The sequence below is a fragment of the Myxococcus llanfairpwllgwyngyllgogerychwyrndrobwllllantysiliogogogochensis genome, assembly GCF_006636215.1.
GTDB classification, from domain to species: Bacteria; Myxococcota; Myxococcia; order Myxococcales; family Myxococcaceae; genus Myxococcus; species Myxococcus llanfairpwllgwyngyllgogerychwyrndrobwllllantysiliogogogochensis.
The window spans coordinates 1-3,111 of the sequence record NZ_VIFM01000480.1; the positions used below are offsets into that span (position 1 = coordinate 1).

The following is a 3,111-nucleotide window of genomic DNA, read 5'->3' on the forward strand; positions in this document are numbered from 1 at the left end:
CCGTACGCTTCGCTCAACTCCCGCTCCAGCACTCCCACCGACCATCCGTCGAACACGATGTGATGCACCACCCACACCAACACGTGCTCCGCCTCCCCCACCCTCAGCACCTTCGCCCTCAGCAGCGGCCCCCGCTCCAGGTCGAACAGATGGCGCGCCTCCTCCTCCACTCGCGCCAGCACGCCCCCTTCCTCCACCTCCTCCACTCGCAGGCTGAACTCCACCGCCTCGTGGATTCGCTGCACCGGCCCGCCGTCCACTTCTCCGAACGTCGTCCGCAGTGACTCGTGTCGCCTCACCACCTCGCGGAACGCGTCCTCCAGTGCCTGCACATCCAGCCGGCCGCTCAGCCGTCGCGCGAAGGGGACGTTGTAGGAAATCCCTCCCGCGTCGAGCTGCGAGGTGAGCCAGAGCCGCTGCTGCGCGAAGGACTGCTCCACCACGCCACCATGCGGCTGGTGCGTCAGGGGTGGCGGCTGCGCGCCATGGTTTTCCTCCAGTCGCTCCGCGAGCCGCGTCACGGTGGGAGACTCGAACAGGACTCGCACGGGCAGCTCGCGGCCAAGCACCTCGCGCAACCGCGACACAGCCCGTGTCGCCAGCAGGGAGTGTCCCCCCAGTTCGAAGAAGTGGTCCTCCACGCCCATCCGCGAGAGGCCCAACAACGGCGCCAGCACATCGGCCACCACCTGCTCCATCGCCGTGCGCGGTGCCACGTACTCACCTCGCGCGTCCTCCGCTCGCGGTGATGGCAGCGCCGTCCTGTCCAGCTTCCCGTTCACTGTCAGGGGGAAGGCCGGCAGCGGGACGAAAGCCGAGGGCACCATGTACTCGGGCAGCCGTGCCTGCGCGTGCGTGCGCATCGCCTGGGGCGTCAGCGCCACTCCCACGGAGGGCACGAAGTACGCGACGAGCCACCGACCTCCGGGCCCATCGTCCCGGGCCAGCACCGCCACCTCACGCACCTCGGGATGCGCGGCGAGCGCGGCCTCCACCTCGCTCAACTCGATGCGAAAGCCTCGGAGCTTCACCTGACCGTCCAGCCTGCTGGCGAACTCGAGCGTCCCGTCGCGCAGGAAGCGCACCCGATCTCCCGTGCGGTACAGCCGGGCTCCCGGCTCCGCGCTGAAGGGATGCGGCACGAAGCGCTCCGCGGTCAGCTCGGGCCGGCGGAGATAGCCCCACGCCAGTCCATCGCCCCCTGTGTACAGCTCGCCCCACACGCCCACCGGCACCAGCTCCAGGGCCGCGTCCAGCACGTAGACGCTCGTGTTGGAGATGGGCCGACCGATGGACACCGACGTGCCGACTCGCGCCGGGTCCGTGAGCCGATGGGTGGTGGTGAAGGTGGTGTTCTCCGTGGGGCCATAGCCGTTGACCACGCTTCCACCCCGCGCCAGCCGCGCGCGGACGGCTCCGGGCGACACCACGTCACCTCCCGTGAGGACCTGACGCACGCTCGCCAGGGACTCGGGCCGGGTGGCCATCACCTGCTCGAAGAACGCGGAGGTGAGCCACAGCGCGGTGACGCCATGGCGCGACAGCGCGCCCTCCAATTCCTCAATCGAAGGCGAGTGCTCGGAGAAGACGACCAGCCGTCCTCCGTTGAGCAACGGGCCCCACAGCTCCAGCGTGGCCGCATCGAACGAGATGGGCGCCAGTTGGAGGAAGACCTCCCCTGCTCCCAGCTCGGCGAAGTGAGAGCCCTTCACCAGTCGCACCACGGCCCGGTGTGGAATGCACACGCCCTTCGGCCTTCCCGTGGAGCCGGAGGTGTACATCACGTACGCCAGCGCCTCCGGTGGGACGGGCACGCCCGGCGCCTCGTCGTCCTCCGAGCCAGCCGGCTCCGATGAAAACTCCAGCGGCAGGATGTCCACGGCCATGGCGGGGAGCCGCGAGCGCAACGAGGGCTGGACCAGCAGCACCTGGAGCCCCGCGTCCTCGCACATGAAGGCCAGCCGCTCGACGGGATACGACGGGTCCAGCGGCACATACGCCCCGCCGGCCTTGAGGATGCCAAGCGTCGCCACCACCATCTCCAGCGAGCGCCGCGTGAACAGCCCCACGCGACTTCCGGCCACCACACCCCGCTGCCGCAGCAGCCGCGCGAGCTGCCAGGCCCGCCGATTCAGCTCGGCATAGGTCAGGTGCGCGCCCTCGAACTCCACCGCGACGGCGTCGGGCGTGCGCGCCACCTGCGCCTCGAACACCTCGTGGATGCTCGCCTCGCGGGGATACTCCGTCCGCGTGTCATTCCACGCCACCAGGAGCTGCTCACGTTCGCTGGCGCTCAGCAGGGGCAGCTCCGAGACGCGCTGCTCGGGATGAGCCACCACCGACTCGAGCAACCGGACGTAGCGCTCCGCCAGTTCCGTCACCGTCTCTTCATCGAAGAGGTCCGTGTTGTATTCCCAGTACGTCACCAGCCCTCGGGGCGTCTCCCGCGCGAACAGGGTGAGGTCGAACTTCGACACGCCCGGCTCCAGCGGAAGGTCCGAGACGTCCGCGCCTTCGAGCGCCAACGCCGAGGCCGGCGCGCCTTGGAGTACGAAGGCCACCTGGAAGAGGGGCGAGCGACTCAAGTCCCTCCCCGGCTGGAGCGCGTCCACCAGTTGTTCGAGCGGCAGCTCCTCGTGCGCGAACGCACCCAGGCACGTGCGCCGCACCCGCTTGAGCAACTCCTGGAACGACACATCCTCGACGCGTGCTCGCAGCGCCAGCATGTTCGCGAAGAAGCCGATCATCCCCTCCAGGTCCCTGGAGCCGCGTCCCGCGAAGGGAGAACCGACGACGATGTCCCGCTGTCCGCTGTAGCGCGACAGCAACGCCTGGAACCCCGCCAGCAGCGTCATGTACAGCGTCACCCCTTCCTTCCGACTCAGCTCGCGCAGGGGGCCCTCCAACGCCTCGAGCGGGGCCATCCACTTCAAGGCTCCGGCGAACGTCTGCACCGCGGGCCGCGGGCAGTCCGTCGGCAGCTCCAGCACCAGCGGCGCTCCCGCGAGCTCCTCCTTCCACCACGCCAACTGCTTCTCCAGCACCTCCCCCTTCAGCCACTCCCGCTGCCACCTCGCGTAATCCGCGTACTGCACCCTGTCTCTTATACAC

General features: G+C 69.3%; 1 protein-coding gene. It reads right to left on the reverse strand.

Annotated elements, in window-relative coordinates; genetic code table 11:
- Positions 1-3,095 (reverse strand): non-ribosomal peptide synthetase (locus FJV41_RS48545; RefSeq protein ID WP_181791503.1); only part of this gene is annotated, 3,095 nt, incomplete at its 3' end.
- Positions 3,096-3,111: the final 16 nt, after the last annotated feature.